Annotated in this window: 14 protein-coding genes; 10 read left to right on the top strand and 4 right to left on the bottom strand. The window is 60.3% G+C overall.

What is annotated here, in order from left to right:
• Positions 1–41: 41 nt before the first annotated feature.
• From QCE62_RS34250 to QCE62_RS34225, 6 genes are read left to right on the top strand one after another with little or no spacing between them, the layout of a single operon-like run.
• The gene (locus QCE62_RS34250) at positions 42–1,253 is read left to right on the top strand and encodes an efflux RND transporter periplasmic adaptor subunit (RefSeq protein WP_309927762.1); all 1,212 of its coding nucleotides are present in this window, start codon (positions 42–44) and stop codon (positions 1,251–1,253) included.
• Positions 1,250–4,369 carry an efflux RND transporter permease subunit gene (locus tag QCE62_RS34245; protein ID WP_309927760.1) on the top strand — a complete coding sequence of 1,040 codons (3,120 nt, stop codon included), beginning with the start codon at positions 1,250–1,252 and terminating at the stop codon, positions 4,367–4,369. Before QCE62_RS34250 ends, QCE62_RS34245 begins: the two co-directional genes overlap by 4 nt.
• Positions 4,366–7,674, top strand: coding sequence for an efflux RND transporter permease subunit (locus tag QCE62_RS34240; RefSeq protein WP_309927759.1), 3,309 nt, complete (start codon positions 4,366–4,368; stop codon positions 7,672–7,674). Before QCE62_RS34245 ends, QCE62_RS34240 begins: the two co-directional genes overlap by 4 nt.
• Complete coding sequence (locus QCE62_RS34235) at positions 7,671–9,140, top strand: efflux transporter outer membrane subunit (RefSeq protein ID WP_309927758.1); 1,470 nt, start codon at positions 7,671–7,673, stop codon at positions 9,138–9,140. The genes QCE62_RS34240 and QCE62_RS34235 overlap by 4 nt, the downstream gene beginning before the upstream one ends.
• Positions 9,112–10,137 (top strand): FAD-dependent monooxygenase, encoded by a 1,026-nt coding sequence (locus QCE62_RS34230; RefSeq protein ID WP_309927756.1) that lies wholly within the window; start codon positions 9,112–9,114, stop codon positions 10,135–10,137. Before QCE62_RS34235 ends, QCE62_RS34230 begins: the two co-directional genes overlap by 29 nt.
• A gap of 45 nt (positions 10,138–10,182) precedes the next feature.
• Complete coding sequence (locus QCE62_RS34225) at positions 10,183–10,389, top strand: hypothetical protein (RefSeq protein ID WP_309927754.1); 207 nt, start codon at positions 10,183–10,185, stop codon at positions 10,387–10,389.
• 185 nt (positions 10,390–10,574) lie between these two features.
• On the opposite strand, the gene QCE62_RS34220 is transcribed toward QCE62_RS34225, so the two are convergent.
• Positions 10,575–12,140, bottom strand: coding sequence for an ATP-binding protein (locus QCE62_RS34220; RefSeq protein ID WP_309927752.1), 1,566 nt, complete (start codon positions 12,138–12,140; stop codon positions 10,575–10,577).
• Entirely contained in the window at positions 12,140–12,946 is an 807-nt protein-coding gene (locus tag QCE62_RS34215) for an alpha/beta hydrolase (RefSeq protein WP_309927750.1), read from the bottom strand. The genes QCE62_RS34220 and QCE62_RS34215 overlap by 1 nt, the downstream gene beginning before the upstream one ends.
• 355 nt (positions 12,947–13,301) lie before the next feature.
• Here QCE62_RS34215 and QCE62_RS34210 point away from each other — a divergent pair, with 355 nt between their 5' ends.
• Positions 13,302–13,694 (top strand): response regulator, encoded by a 393-nt coding sequence (locus QCE62_RS34210; RefSeq protein WP_309927747.1) that lies wholly within the window; start codon positions 13,302–13,304, stop codon positions 13,692–13,694.
• 258 nt (positions 13,695–13,952) lie between these two features.
• Here QCE62_RS34210 and QCE62_RS34205 read toward each other — a convergent pair whose 3' ends face one another.
• Together QCE62_RS34205 and QCE62_RS34200 are read right to left on the bottom strand one after the other, a co-directional pair.
• Positions 13,953–15,002 (bottom strand): putative zinc-binding metallopeptidase, encoded by a 1,050-nt coding sequence (locus QCE62_RS34205; RefSeq protein ID WP_309927745.1) that lies wholly within the window; start codon positions 15,000–15,002, stop codon positions 13,953–13,955.
• 41 nt (positions 15,003–15,043) lie between these two features.
• Positions 15,044–15,853, bottom strand: a complete 810-nt coding sequence (locus QCE62_RS34200) for a transglutaminase family protein (protein ID WP_309927744.1) — start codon at positions 15,851–15,853, stop codon at positions 15,044–15,046.
• Between the two features lie 442 nt (positions 15,854–16,295).
• Between QCE62_RS34200 and QCE62_RS34195 the strand changes: the two genes are divergently transcribed.
• The 3 genes from QCE62_RS34195 to QCE62_RS34185 all read left to right on the top strand — a co-directional run bounded on the left by QCE62_RS34195 (position 16,296) and on the right by QCE62_RS34185 (position 19,232).
• Positions 16,296–16,640, top strand: coding sequence for a response regulator (locus QCE62_RS34195; protein ID WP_309927741.1), 345 nt, complete (start codon positions 16,296–16,298; stop codon positions 16,638–16,640).
• A 367-nt stretch (positions 16,641–17,007) separates the two neighbouring features.
• Entirely contained in the window at positions 17,008–17,700 is a 693-nt protein-coding gene (locus QCE62_RS34190; protein WP_309927738.1) for a tyrosine-type recombinase/integrase, read from the top strand.
• 155 nt (positions 17,701–17,855) lie between these two features.
• A complete protein-coding gene (locus QCE62_RS34185) occupies positions 17,856–19,232 on the top strand; it encodes a DUF308 domain-containing protein (RefSeq protein ID WP_309927736.1) in 1,377 nt (458 codons plus the stop codon).
• The last annotated feature ends 535 nt before the right edge of the window (positions 19,233–19,767 follow it).

Raw genomic sequence — 19,767 nt, 5'->3', positions numbered from 1 at the left:
GCGCCTTTGCACGTCAGCACACACCTCGCAAGGGTTCGGGCATGAGCGCCACCGGCGGGACGAACGACACGCCGCCCGCGCGCCGCAAACGGCACGGCTTGCGCTATGTGCTGTTGCTCATCGTAGTCATCGTGGCGGTGCTCGTGACACTGCACGTGATCAGGCGCAAGCCGGCGTTGCGCGGCGCTCAGGCACAGGTCGTGACGGTGGCCACGGTCGTGCAGGGCGACATGCCCGAAACGCTCAACGCGCTCGGCACGGTGACGCCCGTCGCCACGGTGACCGTGTTGCCGCAACTGTCCGGCTATCTCACCGAGGTGGGGTACAAGGAAGGGCAGGACGTCGTTAAAGGGCAGTTCCTCGCGCAGATCGATCCGCGCCAGTACGAGATCGACAAGCAACAGGCCGAAGCGCAACTCGCCAAGGATCGCGCGGCGCTGGCACAGGCCCGTGCCGATCTCGCCCGCTACACGCAGCTCAACGCGCAGAAGTCGATTGCCGAGCAAACCTTCGCCGATCAGCAGTTCACCGTGCAACAGGACGCCGCCGCCGTGCAGGCCGATCTCGCCAACATCAGGCAGTTCGACCTGGACCTGGTGTATTGCCGCATCGTCGCGCCGGTGTCGGGGCGTATGGGATTGCGGCTCGTCGATCCGGGCAACTACGTGACGGCATCGAGCAGTCCGGGCATCGCCGTCATCACGACCATTGCGCCGACCACCGTGGAGTTCGCCGTGCCGCAGGATTCGCTCGGCGGCATCCTGCAGCGCTTCGGGCAGGGGGCGAAGCTGCCGGTAAATGCCTACAGCAGCGACAACACCCGGCTGCTCGGAACCGGCACGCTGTACGCGATCAGCAATCAGATCGTCACCAGCACCGGCACCGTGACCTTGCGGGCGGATTTTCCGAACGCGGACAAGGTGCTGTTCCCGAACGAATTCGTGAACGTGAAATTGCTGATCGACACGCTGCACGGCGCGTTGCTCGTGCCGACTGCCGCCGTGCAGAGCGGCGCGCCGGGCAACTTCGTGTATCGCGTGAACGCGAACGGCACCGTATCGGTGAACAAGATCGGGATCGGTACGAGCGACGGCGTGCATACCGTCGTCACGTCCGGGCTCGCGGCGGGGGCGACGGTGGTGACCGACGGCATGGACCGTCTGAGCGATGGCGCGAAGATCCGCGTATCGGGAGCAGGGCGCGCGGCGAGTGCGTCCGCGCCGGGATCCGCCTTGCAGCCGCACGCGTCATGAACCTGTCCCGTCCCTTCATTCTGCGGCCCGTCGCGACCTCCTTGCTGATGATCGCCATGGTGCTGGTCGGGTTCGTCGCGATGCATTTCCTGCCGATCTCGTCGCTGCCCGATGTCGAATACCCGACCATCCAGGTGCAGACCTTCTATCCCGGCGCGAGCCCCGACGTGATGGCCACCACCGTGACCGCGCCGCTCGAAGTGCAGCTCGGCGAGATTCCCGGCGTGCAGCAGATGATTTCGTATAGCTCGGAAGGCGCGTCGGTCATCACGTTGCAGTTCGACCTTGCGCTGAGCCTCGACGTCGCTGAGCAGGACGTGCAGCAGGCCATCAACGCGGCCAGCAGCTATCTGCCGACCGGCCTGCCCGCGCCGCCGACCTATGCGAAAGTGAATCCGGCAGACCAGCCGATCATGACGCTTGCCATCACTTCGAAGTCGATGTCGCTCACCCAGTTGCAGGACGTGGCGAACAACCGCCTCGGCACCAAGATCTCGGAAGTGCCGGGCGTCGGCCTCGTCACGGCGGCAGGCGGCAACGTGCCCGCCGTGCGCGTGGAGGCCGATCCCCAGAAGCTCGCCGCCTATGACCTCAACATCGACGATCTGCGCACGTTGCTCGCGAACGTCAACGTGAGTCAGCCGAAGGGCAATTTCGACGGCCCCGAACTCGACTACACGGTCAATTCCAACGATCAGATCACCGATCCGCAGGATTACATGGACACGGTGATCGCCTATCAGAACGGCTCGCCCGTCTATCTGCGCGATGTGGCGCGCGCGAGCGCCGGCGCGCAGGACATCGAGCGCGGCGCATGGAGCGGCCGCACGCCTGCCATCGTACTGAACGTGCAGCGTCAGCCGGGTGCGAACGTCATCGCGACCGTCGACCAGATTCGCAAGCAGCTTCCCATTCTCGAATCCACCTTGCCTGCGGGCATGCAGGTGAAGGTGATCGCGGACAGCACTAGCGTGATCCGCGCGTCGGTGCACGACGCTGCGTGGGAGCTCGTGCTCGCGGTCGTGCTGGTGGTGGCGGTGATCTTCGTGTTCCTGCGCAACCTGCCCGCGACCATCGTGCCGAGCATCTCGGTGCCGGTGTCGCTGGTCGGCACGCTCGCGATCATGTATGAGCTGCACTATTCGATCGACAACCTCTCGTTGATGGCGCTCATCATCGCGACGGGTTTCGTGGTGGACGATTCGATCGTGATGATCGAGAACGTCGTGCGCTACCTCGAAGAAGGCATGAAACCGCTCGACGCGGCGCTCGCGGGCGCGGGGCAGATCGGCTTCACGATTCTCTCGCTGACGCTTTCGCTGATCGCCGTGCTCATTCCGCTGCTGTTCATGGGCGGCGTGATAGGCAGGCTGTTCAGCGAGTTCGCGGTGACGCTCGCCGTGACCATCGTGATCTCGGCGCTGGTGTCGCTGACGGTCGTGCCGATGATGTGCGCGCGCATCCTGCATGCGCAGACCGAGCGCAAACCGAGCCGCTTCGAACGCGTGAGCGAGCACCTGTTCGAACGCACGCAACGCGCATACGAGCGCGGTCTCGTGTGGGTGCTCGAACACCAGATGCTGACCATGCTGATCTTTGCCATCACGCTGGTGCTCACCGCCGTGCTGTACATCGCGATACCGAAGGGCCTGTTCCCGACCCAGGATGTCGGCGTGATCGAAGGCATCAGCGTGGCGGACAGATCGGTGTCGTACGCGGCCATGTCGGCGCGTCAGCAGGCGCTTGCGGATGCCGTGCTGAAGGACCCGGATGTCGTATCGCTGACGTCGTATATCGGTATCGACGGCACGAATGCGACGCTCAACAACGGACGCTTCCTCATCAACCTGCGCGCGCACGATGCACGCAGCGCAAGCGCGGAGGAGATCGCCCGGCGGCTCACGGAAGAAACCGCGAACGTGCCGGGCATCAGGCTCTATGTACAGCCCGAGCAGGACCTGACGCTCGACACGTCCATCTCGCCCAACGCGTACAAGCTTACGTTGCGCGGTCCGAGCCAGCAGGTGTTGCAGCAATACGTTCCCGCGCTCGTCACGAAGATGAAGGCGCTGCACGGCCTGACCGATGTCACCAGCGACCTGGACAACTCCGGCGCCGGCATCCAGGTGGAGGTGAACCGGCAACTCGCGGCGCGTTACGGCATCACGCCCGCGACCATCGACAACGCGCTCTACGACGCGCTCGGCCAGCGCATCGTGTCGACCATCTTCGAGCAGTCGGACCAGCACCGCGTCATTCTGGTGGCGAAACCCGAATCGATCTCCACCGTTCAATCCCTCGGCGATCTCTATTTTCCCACGCAAACGGGCGCGACCGGACAGGTGCCGCTGCGCCAGATCGCGACGCTCAAGGTCACGAGGACGCCGCTCGTCATCAGCCGGCTGGCGCAGTTTCCGGTCGCGACCGTGTCGTTCAATCTCGCGCCGGGCGCGTCGCTGTCCACGGCGGTGCGGCAGATTCGCGAGGCACAGGCATCGCTCGCGTTGCCGGCGTCGATCAGCGTCGCGTTCCAGGGCGCGGCGCAGGCCTTCGAGGATTCGCTGTCGAGTGAAATCTATCTGCTCGCGGCGGCGTTGATCGCGGTATATATCGTGCTCGGCGTGCTCTATGAAAGCTTCGTGCATCCGGTGACGATTCTCTCGACCTTGCCTTCGGCGGGCATCGGCGCATTGCTCGCGCTGATGATCGCGGGCAGCGATCTGGATGTCATCGGCATTATCGGCATCGTGCTGCTGATCGGCATCGTGAAGAAGAACGCCATCATGATGGTGGACTTCGCGCTGGAAGCCGAACGCGAACACGGCAAGCCGCCGCGCGAGGCGATTTTCGAGGCATCGCTGCTGCGCCTGCGCCCCATTCTGATGACGACCTTTGCCGCGATGCTCGGCGCCCTGCCGATGCTGGTTGGCACCGGCACGGGCTCCGAGTTGCGCCGTCCGCTCGGACTCGCGATCATCGGCGGTCTGACGGTGAGTCAGGTGTTGACGCTGTTCACGACGCCCGTCATCTATTTGTTGTTCGACCGTATCGCGCAGCGTGTGCGAGCCGCGCGCGCATCGGGCGCATCGGGCGCGGCGAGCGGGGGCGCGCCGTGAACCCGTCGGCGCTCTTCATCCGGCGACCCGTCGCAACGACGCTGCTCGCCATCGCCATTGCGTTATCCGGCTTGCTGGCGGTGTTTCGTCTGCCGGTCGGCCCGCTGCCGAACACCGCCTTCCCGGTGATCGTCGTGCAGGCGATGATGGCGGGCGCGAGTCCCGAGACGATGGCCTCGACCGTTGCCGAACCACTGGAAAGAAGGCTAGGCACCATTGCCGAAGTGAACGAACTGACCTCGATCAACTCCGTCGGCAGTTCGCTGATCGTGATCCAGTTCGGGCTCTCGCGCGACATCAACGGCGCGGCGCGCGACGTCGAAGCGGCGATCCAGGCCGCGCGCGCCGACTTGCCGACCACGCTGCGCAGCAATCCGACCTATCGCCAGTACAACCCGGCGGAGGCGCCGCTCGCGGTGCTGGCGCTCACGTCCGACACGCTCACCACCGCGCAGCTCTACGATTCAGCGGATTCCGTCATCCAGCAGCAGTTGTCGCAAATCAGCGGCGTCGGCCAGATTACCGTCGGCGGCGGCGCGCTGCCCGCGGTGCGCGTCGAATTGCAGCCGGGCAAGCTCAACAGCTACGGCATCGGACTGGAGGACGTGCGCGCGTCGTTGTCCGCCGCCAATGCCGACAGCGCGAAAGGGCATATCGATACGAACGGCCAGCGCTACGAAGTGCTGTCCAACGATCAGATCTCGAAGGCGGCGCCGTATCGCGAGCTCGTCATCGCCTATCGCAAGGACGCGCCGGTCATGCTGCGCGATGTCGCCGACGTGGTCGATTCGAACGAAAGCATCCGCAACGCGGGTCTGTACAACGGCAAGGCAGCCGTGCTCGTCATCGTGTTTCCGCGTCCGGGGGGCAATGTCGTGCGCACCGTGGGGCAGATTCGCGCGGTGCTGCCGTCCATCGAAGCGACCTTGCCGGGCGATGTGAAGGTGCATGTCGCCGTGGATCACTCGCAATCAGTGCGCGCATCGGTGGGCGACACGGGGCGCACGCTGTTCATCGCGGTGCTGCTGGTGGTGGGCGTGGTGTTCGTGTTCCTGCGCTCGCCGCGGTCGGCGCTCATTCCGGCGGTGGCGCTGCCGCTGTCGATCGTCGGCACGTTCGGTCCGATGTACCTGCTCGGCTACAGCATCGACAATCTCTCGCTGATGGCGCTCACGATCGGCACCGGCTTCGTCGTCGACGATGCCGTGGTCGTGCTCGAAAACGTGATGCGCCATATCGAGGCCGGCATGCCGCCGCACGAAGCCGCATTGCGGGGCAGCCGCGAAGTGGCGTTCACCGTGGTGTCGATGAGCCTGTCGCTGATCGCCGTGTTCCTGCCGATCCTGCTGATGCCCGGCATCGTCGGACTGCTGTTCCACGAGTTCGCGGTGACGCTGTCGATCGCCATCGTCATCTCGCTGGTGGTGTCGCTCACGATCACGCCCGCGATGTGTGCGTACGTGCTCAGGCGGTCGCCCGGGCACGAACAGAAGCCGCGCTGGATCGACACGCTGTTCGAGCGCGCCTTGCAGGCCTATTCGCGCTCGCTCACGGCGGTGCTCGAGCACGCGCTGCTGGTGGTGCTGATCCTGATCGGCCTGATCGTCGCCAACGTCGCGCTGTTCCGTTACGTGCCGTCCACCTTCTTTCCCGAGCAGGACAACGGCACGCTGATGGGGCAGATCATCGCGGACCAGAGCATCTCCTTTCCGGCGATGAAGCAAAAACTTGCGCAATTGCAGGCGATCGTGCAGAAGGACCCGGCGGTGCTCTCCGTCGCGGGCTTCACGGGCGGCCGGGCGCTGAATACGGCGATGGTGTTCATCGCGCTCAAACCGCTGAACCAGCGGCATGCGTCCGCGCAGCAAGTGGTCAACCGCTTGCGGCCGAAGCTGGAGGCAGTGCCGGGTGCGCGGCTGTTTTTGCAGGCGCAGCAGGACTTGCGCATCGGCGGACGGCAGTCGGCGGCGGAGTACCAGTACACGCTCACCGCCGACGACGCCGATCAGCTCTTCAAATGGACGCCGAAGCTCGTCACGGCGCTCGGCAAGTATCGCGCGCAACTGGTGGACGTGAACTCGGACCTGCAACAGAACGGCCTGCAAACGATGGTGCAGGTGCAGCGCGCGACCGCCAAGCGCTACGGCTTCGATCCGAATCAGGTGGATAACGTGCTGTACGACGCGCTCGGCCAGCGCACGGTGTCCACCATCTACAACGCGCTGAACCAGTATGCGGTCGTGATGGAAGTGGCGCCGCCGTACTGGCAGTATCCGCAGGAGCTGGACCGGCTGTATCTGTCGACGGCAGCGGGCAACGCGAACGGCACCGCGCAGACGCAGATGATGAAAAGCACGGTGAGCGGCGTAACGGCCGCGTCCGCCGTCGCGGTAACGGGGAGCGCATCGTCGTCCGGCAATACGAACAACGCCGATGCCGAGGCCAACGCCACCACCAACAGCATTTCCAATTCGAAGGGCGGCACGTCGAGCGGCAGTGCGGACAGCACGGCCGCTGAAACCATGGTGCCGCTCACCGCGCTCGCCAGTTTCTCGACGAGCCATACCGCCACGCAGGTCAACCATCAGGGCGGGCAGGTGGCCGCGACCCTGTCGTTCAACTTGCCGCCGAAGGGCTCGCTGTCGTCGGCGGGGCAGGCGATCGCGCAGGCGAGCGCGGAAATCGGCATGCCCGCGTCCATTCACGGCGGGTTCGCGGGCGCGGCACAGGCGTATTCGCAATCGATGGGCGCGGTGCCGCTGCTCATCGCCGCAGCGCTCGGCGTGGTGTATCTCGTGCTCGGCGTGCTCTACGAGAACACGGTGCATCCCATCACGATCCTCTCGACGCTGCCTTCGGCTGGAATCGGCGCGACGCTCGCGTTACTGATCTTCGGCACGCCGTTCTCCGTCATCGCGATGATCGGCATGATTCTGCTGATCGGCATCGTGAAGAAGAACGGCATCATGATGGTGGATGTCGCGATTCAACTTCAGCGTCACGAAGGCCATGACGCCGCACGCGCCATTCACGATGCAGCGGTCGTGCGGCTGCGCCCGATCCTGATGACCACGCTCGCCGCCGTGCTTGGCGCGGTGCCGCTCGCGATCGGCATCGGGCAGGGCGCGTCGCTGCGTCAGCCGCTCGGCGTGACGGTCATCGGCGGGCTGATCCTGAGCCAGGTCTTCACGCTCTACACGACGCCGGTGATCTATCTCTATCTGGACCGGCTGCGTGCGCGGCTCGCGGGATGGTCCGCGCGGCTGCCGTGGAACCGGCGCCGCGAGTCCGAGGCTGCATCATGAACCCCCTTCGCAATGTCTGGACGCTTCTGTTCGCCGCGCTCATGACCGGCTGCACGGTCGGCCCCGACTATCATCGTCCACCCGTGCCGGTGCCCGCGACGTGGAAGGAACTCGACGGCTGGACCGCCGCGCATCCCGATGCCGCGGCGCTGTCCAAAGGCGACTGGTGGACCGCCTTCCATGATCCGCTGCTGGACGAGCTGGAACCGCAGGTAGCCGTGTCGAATCAGACCGTGCGGCAGAGTCTCGCGAACTATCAGGAAGCGCTCGCGGACGTGCGGCTCGCGCGGGCGTCGCTGTTTCCGACGCTCGGCGTGACAGGGTCCGGCACGCGCGAGCGCGCGGGCACGAGTGCGAGCACTGCGGCATTCGGCAATCGCAGAACGGTGAACAACGCGGCGTCGCTCGAAGGCGATATCAGTTGGGCGCCGGACTTGTGGGGCGAAGTGCGCCGTTCGATCGAACAAAGCGCGGCCACGGCGCAGGCAAGCCAGGCGACGCTTGCCAACGCGACGCTCGCGGAACAGGTGGCGCTCGCGCAGGCAGTGATCGATTTGCGTGTCGCGGATGCCAATATCGACCTGTTTCAGCGGACTGTGCAGGCGTACACGGAATCGCTGCGGGTCACGCAGAACCAGTCGGATGCGGGCACCATCGCGCCGTCGGATCTCATCACGGCACGTACGCAACTGGAAACGGCGCAGTCGAGCCTGATCGCGCTGGGCGTTTCGCGCGCGAAGTACGAGCATGCGATCGCCGTGCTCGTCGGTCGCAATCCGGAAGCGCTCGACGTCGCGCACGGCGCGGCGTTGCCCGCGTTGCCCGAGATTCCCGCCGGCGTGCCGTCGACGCTGCTCGAGCGCCGTCCGGATATCGCCGTGGCCGAGCGCCAGATGGCCGCGCAGAACGCCGCCATCGGCGTGGCGGTGGCGGCGTACTATCCGACCATTTCGCTATCGGGGCTGGCGGGGTTGTCGAGTTCGCCGCTCGCGGGCCTGTTCAACATCGCCAGCTATGTGTGGTCGCTGGGCGGCAGCGCGAGCGAGACGATCTTCGACGGCGGCGCGCGCGGTGCGCGGGTGGACGCGGCGAGAGCGGCCTACGATTCGGCCGTGGCGAACTATCGCGGCACGGTGCTGGGCGCGTTCCAGAACGTCGAGGACGATCTGTCCGGCTTGCGGATCCTCGCGCAGCAGCAGAGCGCGATCGATCTCGCGGTGCAGGACGCGCGTCATGGCGCCCAAGTCGCGTTGAACGAGTATCAGGCGGGCACGGTGGACTATACGACCGTCGCCACGGCGCAGGCGACGCAATTGACCAGCGAGGAAACAGCCCTCGGCGTGACGGAAACACGGCTCATTGATACGGCGGCGCTGTTCGGAGATCTGGGGGGTGGATGGTCGATAAGCGAGCTGTGCGATGCGCGCAGGGTGTCGTGTGGCGGGGCGACAGATAAGGGGCAGTGAGTTGCGGAGGATGGGAAATGGGAAACCCGGCATCTGGCAACTCATCAAGGCTCGTCGTCTTGTAAAGCGGCTAGAATCGCCGGCAAGACCGACAGCGAGGAGATTTGCGATGACTCGAAACGTTCTGATTTCAGGCGCCGGCGTCGCTGGCCTGGCGGCTGCCTTCTGGCTGGACCGTGCCGGGTACGATGTGACGCTCGTGGAGCGTTCCGGCGAGTTCCGGCGCGGCGGTCAGGCTGTCGATATTCGCGGCGTCGCGCTGGATGTCGTGCAAGCGATGGGCTTGCTCGACGATGCAAGGGCGTTGCGCACGCAGCTCAAAGGCATGTCGATGCTCGATGCCGATGGAAACGAGATACATCGGACGGAAGAACGCACTTACAGCGCGGGCCGTCTCGACAGCACCGACATCGAAATCTTTCGCGACGATCTTTGCGAATTGCTGATGAACGCATTGAGCGCGAAGGTCGAGTTCCTTTATGGCGACAGTATTCGTTCAATCTCCCCGCGTGAGGACAGTGTCAGCGTCGCGTTTGAAAGCGCTTCCGACAGATCGTTCGACCTCTTGATCGGTGCGGACGGGATCTACTCGAATGTTCGCAAGCAGGTGTTCAACAACGAGGCGGAATCTGTGTTTCCGCTGGGTGTGGTTCTCGCGCTGTTCTCGACGCCCAACTTCATCGCGCTCGACGACTGGCAGATCGGGCATCGCGTCGCCGATTTTGGGTACATCATCTATCCGAGCCGCGCCAAGCGCGAATTGCGCATCGGGGCGGGCTTCGCTGCGCCTGAGCCGCCGTTGTCCCGCAACGATGTCGAAGGGCAGAAGCGCATCGTGTCCGAGAGCTGCGCGCATCTGAAAGGCGAGTTTCCCCGCTTCATCGATGCAATGAAGAGCACGGATCAGTTTTACTACAACGAGCTCGCGCAGATTCACATGCCTGCGTGGTCGAAGAGCCGTGTCGTGCTGGTCGGCGATGCGGCGCATTGTGCATAGCCGTTTTCAGGGTAGGGCACGAGCCTGGCGCTCGTCGGCGCGTTCGTGCTCGTGCATGAGCTCGTGCGCAACGGGTCGGATTTTGCGGCGGCGTTTGCGGCCTATGAGAATCGGATGCGTCCGTATGTCGATCTGAACCAGGCGCTCGTTGATCCGGAGCGCGAGGGGCCGGTGCCGGACGAGCAACTGGATGCGGCGAAGAATGGAATCGATTTGACTGGGCTGCTCGGGGGAGCGATCGGAAAGGGATAAATTCATCAATCCATAGGCTGCTCTATTCTGATTTCTGCCGTTGCACTGCTAGCGGTTCGACCGGCGGCAAAGGATCAATTTGCGCTGCCCGCAGCGGGCTGTATCCGGCCATGAACAGTCAGTCGCGGTTTCAACGGGCCCGTCGTTTAAACGGCGCATCCAACCATCAAACCGGCCATTCGTTGCTAGGCGGCAAGAAATTGGCACAGCACGCTGTAATCAACCGGCTTCGAAAGGTGCAGATCAAAGCCCGCGTCGAGCGCCATATCCCGATCCTGTTGCTGAGCTCGGCCGGTCAGCGCGATGAGTTTGGTTTCCCGGGTTTTTTCACGTTGACGTAGCACTTGCGCAACTTCATACCCGTTCATTCCGGGCAAGCCGATATCCAGAATGACCGTGTCCGCCCGGAATTCGACCTGGATGCGCAACGCATCCTTTCCGTCGCCCACCGTTCGTGTTTCATGGCCGTCCATTTCAAGCAGCATGGAAAGGCTCGCGGCTGCATCCGGATTATCGTCCACAATCAAGATTCGCTGCGTGCGGCGTGGGGAGGGTGTCTCCTGCTGACGCCGGTCAGGTGCAAAATCGGGAGAGCCCACATCCACGCCAATCACCGGGATGTGTACGGCGAACTCGCTGCCAAGCCCCTTTCCTTCGCTTTGGGCCGATACCGTTCCGCCATGGCGTTCAACAAGTGCTTTTACGAGTGCGAGACCAATTCCCAATCCACCCTGAGAGCGTGATTCACCCTGAGGTAGCTGCGCGTAGAGGCCAAAGATCGATAGAAGGTCCTGTTCACCGATCCCGATGCCGTTATCGCGGACCATAATGACGGCATCGTCTTCCTGCTGTTTGACGCTGAACCAGATGACGCCACCATGCGGCGTGTATTTCGCTGCATTGCTCAGCAGATTTTGCATTACCTGCGAGAGCCGAGTCGGGTCACCTTGCACAAGAAGCGGAGCGCTTTGAATGTCTACATTCACCGTATGTGCGGATGCCTTGATCAGGGACTGGGAGGATTCGAGTGCCTGTCGGGCGACGGAAACTACATCAACCGCCACGTCCCGCATCTGGAGCTTTCCTTCTCCAATGCGTGAGACTTCAAGCAGGTCATCCATCAGGTGCGTGATATGGCCGACCTGCCTGCCGATAACGCCACGCGCCCAGGTGATTTGGGGGTCGCTGAACTCCTTGCGTTCCAGAACGTCGGCCACTGCCCGAAGCGTCGCGAGGGGATTGCGGATCTCGTGTGCGAGGGTCGCGAGAAACTCATCCTTGTGACGGTCGGCGATCTGTAGCGCCATCTCCGATGAGGATGCGACCTTGAGCGCCAGTTCTGCCTTTTGTCGTTCGTCCAGCAACTCCTGCTCGTAAGAATGTCTTTCGTCCATCACCATACAGGCCAGATGGTCGTAGTCAACGTTACCATGCGGGCGCCGTGCAGCATTGACAAGCATGCGTATTTTGCGGCCGTCCCTGTGGCGCAGCTCCAGCTTGACCTCGGCAACTGACCCTTGCAGCTGGAGCAGCGGTGACCAGTGCGTCTGGTGAAAAATGCGTCCACCCATTGTCAGCAGGTCAGCGAACCGCTTGTGACCCACGATCTCGTCTGGCTGCATGCCAATCCAGCGACAGAACGTCCCGTTCGCCCTGACAATCCTGCCTTGGGTCGTCGTGACCAAGAGCCCACAGCCCGCGTTCTCGAAAATTTCATCTGCCGTTGGACCCAACCCCGCGACGCCCGTCATCACATTCCCTGCTGCTTTAGAAAAGCGTTCATCGCGTTTACGCAGTCAGCAGGAACACTCATGTGCGGACAATGGCCAACATTATTCACGACCGTCAATGTGCTTTCGCGCATCCTGTCATGCATGAATTCGCCTACGCCAACTGGAGCAAGAAGATCGTCGTCTGACTGGATGATAAGGGTGGGCGTCGTAACGTACTGAAGATCCGACCGGTGATCTGACAGGAATGTGACGCGCGCGAAGTGACGCGCGATGGCGGGGTCCGTCCGGCAGAAACTGTTCGTCAGCTCCTCGGAGAGATAGGGCTGATCGGGCGCGCCCATGATCACCGGCGCCATTTTGCTCGACCAGCCAAGGTAATTGTTGTCGAGGGATTCCAGGAGTTCCTCGATGTCGATCCGCTCGAAACCACCGACGTAACGTGTGTCGTTGATGAATGACGGCGAAGGCGCAATCATCAGGTTTGCAGCGAACCGGTCCGGACTTTCGTTCGCCGCAAGTAGCGCGATGATGGCACTCACCGAGTGTCCAACGTGCACGACAGGTTGGTCAGAGCAGGCGTCGATAACCTCAATCAAATCTGACGCGTAACCGTCAAGCGATTCGTAACGTGCCTCATTCCAGGCAGATAGGTCCGAATGGCCGGCGCCGACCAGATCAAAAAGCACAACACGGAAATGGTCCCGGAACGCGGGAACAATGCTTCGCCACATGGTCTGATCGCAACCAAATCCGTGAGCAAAGACCATTGTGGCTCGGCCACTACCAGTGATCTGGATATTGTTGCGCTTGACAATAGGGTGCATGCGGATGCTCGGGCCCCTCATGAGCCGCGTTCGCGGCAGGTAGCGGCACATTGCCAAAAGGTGGCTTGGTCCTCTAATCCGCCACGGCCGAGGTGAAACACGCGGAAGTAGCTCTGCAACTTTAACAGACTGGTCCCATATGACAGACAGCTTACGCAGGCAAATATCTTGACCAAGGCAAAGTATGCCGGGCTGCCCAGAGTGCCCTCGATGTAGCGCCAGGCTAATCTCGGATTACCTAGCGCACAAAAAAATAACAAATGCTACCTAGGATCGAAAGTTGCTCCACAATGCGGAACGGCACAGCCCTTGGGTGGGTATGGACAATACCGTCCGCCACTGATTGGGCAACAACTTGAATCTCCACAACGGTTCGACGGCCCCTCTCATCCTTCTGGTGGATGATGCGGTCGATCTGCTCGATGTCTGGGCAATACTTCTGAAAGAATCGGGTTTCCGGGTTCTGACAGCTTCCAACGGCTTTGCCGGGCTGACACTGGCAAAAGAAAGTCTTCCCAATCTTGTGCTGACTGACTACATGATGCCCGGCCTCGATGGGTTGGCAATGTGCCGGGCGCTCAGGCAAGACAGCCGGTTCGCGACCGTCCCTTTTATCATGTGGACTGCGGCGATGACTGTTCCATCCGGTGCTCAGATCGACCAGCTGCTGTACAAGCCCGTGAGTGTCGACGCCTTGACGTCCGGAATTATCGACCTGCTGAACCGGCGAGGCGTCGCCGCGATTTAAGCGGGGCTGCTGAGGGGACGGGTAACTATTATTACTGTTCGCAAAACTATGGATTTGAGACCCAATGACTTGAATGGCCGACCAGCAATCGCTCGACCGCTCGAACCAGGGCGGCGATAATCTCCTCCGCCGGGGAGCGGTTGCCATGCAGGTTTGAAACAACTGCGAAGATGTTGCCTCCGCAGGCGCAGTATGCTTGGGCAATCGCGTCCACTTCTTTCGTGCAGGCAGTAGCGAACGCCTTTGCCGTGAGCGACGTCAACCAGCTGTATCGATCACATAGTGGACGAACTCAAGTTTTTTCACGGCTGCGGGAGCCAGCGTGAATGGATAGGGATCCGGCATTCCCAAGCTTCGATTCAAGCTGTTCATCGCGTACGTTAAAGGACACCATTGCTCAATCAGAGACTCGAAAGAAGGCAAACGAGAAGCCGGGCGATCGATTGAATAGGGCGCAGTAAGATCACGGGACTCAATTTTAATTCCGCATGCGCTGGCCGTGCCTACCGTGTCGACCATATGTAAATAATGGGACCATGTTTCGGCCCAATCCTCCCATGGATGCATGGTGGCGTAGGCACTGACGTATGCCTTTCCCCAATCCGCAGGCGCGCCATTATGATAGTGAAAATCGAGCGCGTCGCCATAATCCTTGCGTTCGTCACCGAACAAAGTGCGAAAGGACCTTAGATGCTCTGTGCCAGCCACGAGCCGATCAAAGTAATAGTGTCCAATTTCGTGCCTGAAATGTCCCAACAGGGTGCGATAGGGTTCACCCAATGCGATACGCACGCGTTCCCGCCGCAAATCGTCTGCCTCGGCGATATTCATGGTGATAAGACCATCTTTATGGCCGGTCGTCACAATTGTGTTAGCACGGCTTTCGCGAAACTCGAATTGCAGACCTGTCGCAGGATTCTGTTGTCTTGTCTCCACCCTCAACTGCAAAACGGAAAGTGTGTAAAGCAGTCGACGTTTGGCCGCCTCCAGCCTTGACCAATAATGCTTTCGTCGTGGTGCTCGGAGATTCGGAATGATCGAGGTCAGGCGGCATGATTCACAGTATCGATCGTCGGACGCCGAGGGGACCATCCAGTTGCAAACATGCTCGATCGCATAGTTATGGCATGGCCTATAGAACTTATCGTCGGCCGAATTGTGGGCCTTCCAGCGATTTGTGCCTTCGTCGGTGAACGCACTCATTTCACCGGTTTCGGAGATGAATCCGAGTGCGCTGCCGCAGCGTTCGCACTGCACGTGTTCGAAAAAGATCGGGTGTGCGCACGCTGTACAGTGGAAGATTCTCATGGCTGCCCTACAGGTGCACCGAGACGAGATGTGAACATCCTTCACTCATGTTTTTCACAAATCACTTTGAATCCAATAAGATCGGCGGCTCCAAATGTCATGCTGATTGGCACGTCTGCTGCGTCGCGGCCCCGGGCCATGAGCACCCGGCCTGTGCGTGGGGCGTTGTTACGGGGATCGAAGATCTGCCAAGTTCCACCCAAATAGGCTTCAAACCAGGCACAAAAATCCTGATCCGCGTGGGGCGGCGGCAGATTGACGTCGCTAATGTAGCCTGTGCAGTATCGCGCGGGGATATTCAAGGCGCGGCACAGTGCGATGGCCAGATGAGCATAGTCCCGACATACGCCGATTTTTTCGTTGAAAGTTTCGAACGCCGTACGGGTCGGCCTGGCTGATGAGTAATCGAATCTAACGTGGTCATGCACGTAGTCGCAAACGGCAAGGACTCGGGCGCGACCTGGAGCAACGCCGCTGAACAGAGTCCACGCGAAATTCGAAAGCAGATCCGTCTCGCAGTAGCGACTACCCAGAAGAAACTGAAGGGCATCAGGAGGCAGAGACTCCACCGAATGTTCGCTACCGTCTACAGGGTGCGTTTCGACCGTATCTGGCAAGTCGAGCACCCCTTCAGTTGCGACAACAAGCGAGCCTCCAGCGGGCGTGACGATGCGCGTGCACAGGTTTCCGAACGCATCGTAATAGTGAGTGAACGACAGCGGCGGATCGAACCATATGCGATCCGCTTCCAGCATACATTCCGCTACCGAGGGATGGGTATTCATCATCAGAATGGCGGGTGTCGCTTGCGTACACGCATAGGTCAACTGGAAGCCAACACGAAGTTTCATGAAACCATGCTCCTGGCGATCGGAAGTGATCCCTCAGTGCTTCAGGGTCGAGAAATTAGTTGTATGGGAGGCGCGTGTCGGACCTTCGCACACGTCAATGCAACTGCCGTACCCACCTGGAAGACAATCGGGCACGGACGCTTGTTGAATGGAATAAAAACGCAAACGCCTATGAAAATAGGCGGTAAGCACTTGCGTGAAGCAGGAACCCGGAAGAAACCTCTGGCACCTTGAGACCGTCCAAACACGAACATGAGCACAAAATGTGCGGGTATGGACCGTGCGACATGCCAACATGCGTCGAGACGTGGGACCAAACATGGCGGACGCGCGTCGAGCCAAGGCGCAAACATTGAAATTTTGCTTCCATCAGCTATCGAAATCGTGCCATAGCAGCAGCTACCACGAGGGCAGGCCGAGGGGATCATTGTTTGAGGGATTCATGTTATTCCTGTTCATTGAGGATGATCTCGACTCTGCGGAGGCATTTGCGGCGCTCGCGAATTCTCTCGGTCACCGATCCCATCTTGCTCACGAGGGAGGAGTCGGCTTGCGGCTGGCTGCAGCCACCCGATACGATGCAATCTTCATGGACATCGGTCTGCCAGATATCGATGGCCTGACGCTGTGCAAATACATTCGCTCCGCTGGAAACTCAACGCATGCCTGCATCGTGGCCGTAACGGGCAAGACTCATCTCGAAGAAGAGCAAATGGGAGACTTCGACGGATACGTCACTAAGCCAATGACCGAATTGGGCTTGACCCGCATTATCCAAGCCTGTTGACCTCGCGAAACTAGCACCTAAGTAACAAGCCGGAAAACGTCTCGTGAGGCATGCGGCGAATCGCGGAAACTTCTCAAAAGGCTTTTAGCGGCAACGGCACTGGCGAAGCTCGACGATTTCCGTGCGAGGGCTGATTACAGAGAAAAAAATGTCTCAATGCGCATCGTCCAGGTTCCGTCGCCGTAATCGCTCTCAGCCGTGCTTGATCTGTGCTATCTCGTCGCATGGCTCGCCGAATGACCGATATCTCTTGTGACCGGTTATGTCCATGTCGCCCGATCGAATGCCTGTTCGGGGTCGAGCAGCGACCGCTGGCGTGAGCGGAAGGTTGATCTCCCTTCATTGAAGAATTGAAGAGGAGGTTGCCATGGAAGCGCTTGATTGTTCGCCCGCTCGTCGGGTGCCGTGGAATAAGGGGAGGCTGACCGGACAGACGCCTCCATTGAAGCTTCGTGAGATCTGGGCGATTCGGACAAGACTGCAGATGTCAGCCAACGTTCGCGAGTTGGCGATGTTCAACCTTGCGATCGACAGTAAGCTTCGAGCGTGCGATATGACGCGTTTGCAAGTGCAGGACGTCTCCATGGAAGGTCATGTCGTAGCTCGCGCGACTTTCATGCAGCAGAAAACGCATCGACCGGTTCAGTTTGAAATAACGGAGCAGACTCGTCAAAGTGTTTCGGCTTGGATTTGTGCTCCAGGATTGAAGCCTGCCGATTATTTGTTTCCAAGTCGGCTGCATGCCTCAGCGCATGTGTCGACGCATCAGTATGCGCGCATCGTTCATCGTTGGATCGCGTCGATCGGACTTGACGACAGCGCATACGGTACGTACACAATGCGACGAACAAAAGCTTCGTTGATCCATCGCCGCACCAAGCGCCTGCGCGCGGTCCAATTGCTATTGGGCCACACAAAAATCGAGAGCACGGTGCGGTACCTTGGGATCGAGGTAGACGACGCACTTGAGATGGCTGAGCAAACGGAAGTCCAGCTTCCGTGGCCAACGAGCGTGCGCTTGTCGGCCACGCGCGGTCAGCCACTAGCAAAGGAGAAATGATTTGCAGGGGTCTGATATTCTTCGAGAACGGTCATGCGAGAGCTAGCCTGTCGCATGAACCATAGGTTGCAAGGAAAGGGCGAGCTACAACTGACGAGCAACTGGCGCGCGTTTTTTCCGACTCCAGAAGGACATCTGCATGGAGAAAGCCCTTCATGTTTCGACTGGTATTGCTGGTTTTGGGCGTCAATCTGATCCGAAAACGTTGGCTGGTCTTCCTCGTGCTCGGCGTGATCTGGATTCTGGTCGGGATAGGCTTGTTCATCGACGCTCTCGACAATGCCCTTTCGTTCCCTTTCGCACCTCTCGCCTGGTTTCTGTTGGTCGATGGCTTCATTGCAATGGCAGCTGCGTCAGTCGGCGTTGGAGGGCAGCGCATCCTTCGTTTTGTACGAGGAGCTGCAGTGCTGCTAGCAGCCGTCCTCATTTTTGCGGGGCATCATCATGGCCATTTTATCCTCGCGATGATCTTCGGCACATTCTTTCTAGCGGATGGAGTGTTGCAATGCACTTCCGCGTGGGTAGTTCGTCATCGCCGATGGCGCGCCGCATTCGCGTGGGGAACACTGGAAGTGCTATTTGCGATCTCGGTTTATCAGCCCTATCCAACCCACTACTACGGAACAGTGCCGTGGTGTCTTGCTGCGCTTTTCGTCTTTATTGGAGGAAACACCTTGCTCGTTGGCGCACGCGTGCGAAACATGGTGCGCAATCCGGCCTTCGCGACTTCGAACAAGTCCATGTTACGTCCAGCAGCGGTGCCAACGACAGTCATGCCGGTTTTCAGCCAAACAGAATGGGATGGCCCACCGCTTGATGGCGAGACCGCACTCACGGTGCATGTTTGGACGCCAACGGGCTCATCCAAAGGTAAGCCTCAGAACTATCCTTTGATCGATCGTTATATTGCAGCAGTCGACGAAAACGGAGTGATCTCGACCGGTCATGCAGCCTTGGAGACACCAGAAGGCGTCTATGTGAGTCTTTATCCTGCCGCAGAAATTGACCGGTCGCCCGATGAATTTTCACGGCTGCTACGAGCAACTCCCGACAACAATGTTCCAGGTGTATTTCAGCCAAGTTACCCGTACGAATCGAAAACGTGGTGTCCATCGACGACGCAGGTTCGCATTCGCAATTACGACCCTGCAAGCCTGCAAGCGTTTTGGGATCACTACCGGCAGAATACGACATATAACCTTACTCATCGCAACTGTTCGAGTTCGGTGGCGTACGCGCTTGAGGCCGCACTTAATGGTGCTGTCGGGCGTCTATATGGCAACAGAGCGGGTTGGGGCGCCTTCGTGCGGCTATTTTTTACGCCGGAACTCTGGGTCGCTGCCCAGATTCGCAAGCGCGCCCTAACTATGGCGTGGACACCAGGGCTCGTTCTCGATTACGCCAGGGCGCTGAGCATGCTGGCTGACCCTCGGCCGTTCTGGTGGCGCAAGATTTTGCGCCGTGCCTGGAGGATGCACTCACATGCTGAGAACTCGGGAAGCGATTCCAAGCGATCCGATGGCGGTTTGTGAGACTGGTTACCGGGTGCACGCCTGTGAATCGGTGGATGTGAATGAAAGACTTTTTACATCCGAAACCGCCGTTGTGGTTGCCTTGTTGTTTTAGATTGGCAGGCAGCTCTAAGAGAACGAGGGCCATCGTATTGGACAAAGGTCGGCCCATCAAACCGTTTGACGAGCGATGCATGCGGACATTCGAAGGTCCTCTCGGGACGAGGCAGTCACCTGGCGCAGGCCAACACGGTCCAGTTGTATCGCACTGTCGCCATGAGCAACGCGTCGCATTGCTGACGTTTGAGAACAGATAGTCGAATGTCTCAAAAGGTCGGCGCGCGAACATCTCTTATCTGAGGGCTCGCCCACTTCTCACCTCAGTTGGTAGGTTCGAGGGACCTGTCACGTGGCATGACCATGGAAAATAAGGTTTCAGAATCATCAGACTCTGCTTCAATGTAAGCGGCTCGTCTCGACCGTTGTAGGGGGTGACCTCAGTACGCAGCACAATGATGTCCATCACTTTCGATTGATGGACACCACTTTGTCAGAG

Source organism: Caballeronia sp. LZ033 (genome assembly GCF_031451265.1).
Lineage (GTDB): Bacteria > Pseudomonadota > Gammaproteobacteria > Burkholderiales > Burkholderiaceae > Caballeronia.
This window is presented reverse-complemented; position numbering and strand designations above follow the sequence as displayed.